This is a genomic window from Chloroflexota bacterium (assembly GCA_026389585.1).
Classification (GTDB): Bacteria; Chloroflexota; Dehalococcoidia; order UBA2247; family RBG-13-53-26; genus JAPLHP01.
Genome location: JAPLHP010000056.1, coordinates 1 through 2,988 on the forward strand (window position 1 = coordinate 1; position 2,988 = coordinate 2,988).

1 protein-coding gene and 1 pseudogene are annotated in these 2,988 nt (G+C 51.5%); one reads left to right on the plus strand and one right to left on the minus strand.

Annotated features, from left to right (window positions below; all coding sequences use genetic code 11):
- Positions 1–201 precede the first annotated feature (201 nt).
- Positions 202–1,215, minus strand: coding sequence for a HEAT repeat domain-containing protein (locus NTZ04_04625; GenBank protein ID MCX5991601.1), 1,014 nt, complete (start codon positions 1,213–1,215; stop codon positions 202–204).
- A gap of 106 nt (positions 1,216–1,321) precedes the next feature.
- On the opposite strand from NTZ04_04625, the pseudogene NTZ04_04630 reads away from it, so the two are divergent.
- A pseudogene (locus NTZ04_04630) lies at positions 1,322–2,475 on the plus strand (IS3 family transposase).
- The last annotated feature ends 513 nt before the right edge of the window (positions 2,476–2,988 follow it).

Genomic DNA, 2,988 nt, shown 5'->3' on the forward strand with positions numbered 1-2,988 from the left:
CGTGGGAGGAGTCGGACAAGAAGGAACCGGATTCGCTGGTAGAAGAGGTCTACAAGGTCAAGAAGAGAGTGCAGGATTCAGCCAAGCCCAGAAAGTATTAACCCCGGCAGAAAAATATAGCAGATTATAGCATCAAAGCTACGCTGGACACAGTTGCGATATCCTGTCCGGCGTAGCTCGTTCCCCCCCCTGGTAGACTTTCTAAGCTGATTGGGTCTTCGCGTTTATTCTCGCTAGAGCTTCCTTGGCAGATGTGCGGATGGCTTCATGTTTATCATTGAGAGCCTCAGTTATTGGTGCCACTGCCCTGGCATCTCCCAGTTTTGCGAGAGCCTCTATTGCCTTTTGCCTCACCCATGCCTTGTTTGACTTTGGGGATGAAGTCTTTTCTTTCTTACCGATCTCTATAAAACTGTCCAATAGTTTCCCTATTGGCGGGGTCTCTGCAGCCGTCTCTATCCAACCCTTATCACTTAGCGCCTGAATGAGGGCCTCGACAGCCCTGCTATCCCCGATCTTTTCCAGGGATTCGACTGCCTGGTATCGAACACGAGCGCTTTCGTCCTTCAAAGTTTGAATCAGGGCCTCGACAGCCTTTGCATCACCTGTATTACCAAGAGCTAATGCCGCGGTTTGGCGAATGTCCTTGTCTGCATCCTTCAAGACTTGAATCAGGGCCTCCGTAGCCCTTGCATCACCTATGTTTCCGAGAGCTGATACTGCTATCTGGCGAATGTCCTTGTCTTCGTCCTTCAAGACTTGGATCAGGGGTTCGACAGCCCGGGCATCTGGTATCATTCCAAGGGATGTTGCTGCATTCTGTCTGACTAACCAGGATTCGTCCTTTAATGCCTGAATGAGAGGGTCCACTGCATTCTTGTGACCTACCTTTCCCAGGGCTGACGCTGCTTCCTCTCGGATAATCGACTTCTTGTCCTTCAGGAAATCAAGGAGCAACTCCACTGCTCTCGGGTCTCCCCCAAGCTTCCCGATGGCCTCTACCGCAGCATTTCGAACATCTTTGTTGGGATCTCCAAGAGACTCAACGAGTGGGTCAATGGCTCTAGCGTCACCTGTGTCTCCAAGAGCTGAGGCCGCATCCCTTCGAATATAGACATTTCTCTTATTCTTCAGGGCCTGTATCAAGCCCTCAACGTCTTTCTTGGCCTTCATCTCTTCGACGTTGATCTTTAGTATAGAATCAAATACTCCCACTCTGAAACCTCCTAATGCTCACACTAAACCATTATACATGGTGATGAGGTAAGATGGAAAAAATGGACACCAAAGTCGGATAAAATAGAAAGACGGAGGTGTCTGAATGAAAGGGATTCCGCAGGGAAGGTACACGAAGGAGTTTCGAGAGGAAGCGGTGAAACTGATAACGGAAGAGGAGCTATTATTACCGGAGGCAGCCCGCCGGTTGTCCCTGCCGCCATCGACGCTCGGGAACTGGGTGAAGCAATTTAAAGCAGGCAGGCTTGGAGAGGTAGGCAAGACGTATAGTCCTCTGACGGAAATAGAGATGGATTTAGCCCGGACGAAGAGGGAACTGGCAGAAGTGAGGATGGAGCGGGATATATTAAAAAAAGCAGCCGCGTACTTTGCAAAGGAGTCGCTGCCCGGTATGCGTCGATGAAAGAGCTGCGGCTCGAGTACCCGGTACGGCTCCTGAGGCGAGTTTTGAGCGTATCGGCAAGCGGGTACTACGACTGGATAGATAGGCCGTTGTCGAAGTGGGCCCGGGAGGAAGCTCGGCTAGAGGTTGAGATTAAGGCAGCGGATAAGCGGACAAGGCAGACATATGGGGCTGAGCGGTTACAGCACGACCTGGCGGAGCACAATGTCCGGGTGGGCATTTGCCGGATCAAGCGTATCAGGAAAAAGCTCGGCATACGTTGTAAACAGAAGAGAAGATTCAAGGCGACCACTGACTCCAGGCATACCCTTCCTGTAGCCGAGAACGTATTGGGCCAGCAGTTCCAGGTTTACGGGCCGAATAAGGTGTGGCTAAGTGATATCACTTATGTGCCAACCGACGAAGGCTGGCTGTACCTGGCCGGCCATAAGGACCTGTTTACCAGTGAGATCGTGGGATACGCGATGGGAGAGCGGTTGACCAAGAATCTGGTTAGTCAGTCTTTATTCAGGGCTGTGGCAGCCAAATGTCCGGCTAAGGGGCTGACTCATCACTCTGACCGGGGCAGTCAATACTGCTCCTATGAGTACAGACAGATACTGGACCAGTTCGGCTTACAAGCCTCAATGAGCGGGAAAGGGAACTGTTTCGACAATGCACCGATGGAGAGTTTCTGGGGTACGCTCAAACAGGAACTGATTCATCACCGTCATTATGGAAGCAGACAGGAGGCAATTCAAGATATTACGGAATATATTGAGATCTTCTATAACCGGCAGCGCCGGCAGCCACGGCTTGGATTCCTGTCACCCGCGGCCTATGCACAAAAATACTATGCCGGACTACTGGCCACGGCTTGGATTCCTGTCACCCGCGGCCTATGCACAAAAATACTATGCCGGACTACTGGTAGCATGAAAGGTTTGGTGTCCACTATTGACATCCGACCTCATGTATTGATACATGTTTTCTGTGGTGTTGCACGGTTCAGTGCTCGACCACTCTTGATGCGAACAGTTGTTTGTGAGATTGTAGCAGGCAAGGTCAAACTGCTCAACTCGCGATCCGCGGTGCATTCCGCTCCGGTTTCCAAAGTGAAGTCGCTGTCAAGACTCTTTAGAAATGTCCCATCTTGGTTCCTGCTAACTATAGTTCCAGGCAGCCTTGCGTTTGAGAGACCCCAAGCTCATATGCCTCCAAGGGTGATCCGGGGAAGGCACAGGTGTTTTCTTAGGTGTGGAGGAGGTGGGCTTTTCGGAGATTTTGTGCTGCTTCTCAGGTAGCTGGTCGATCTCCTGGAACAGTACCTCCCGGTCCCGGTAGACCAGGTGCAGGGAGCCCTCCAGATG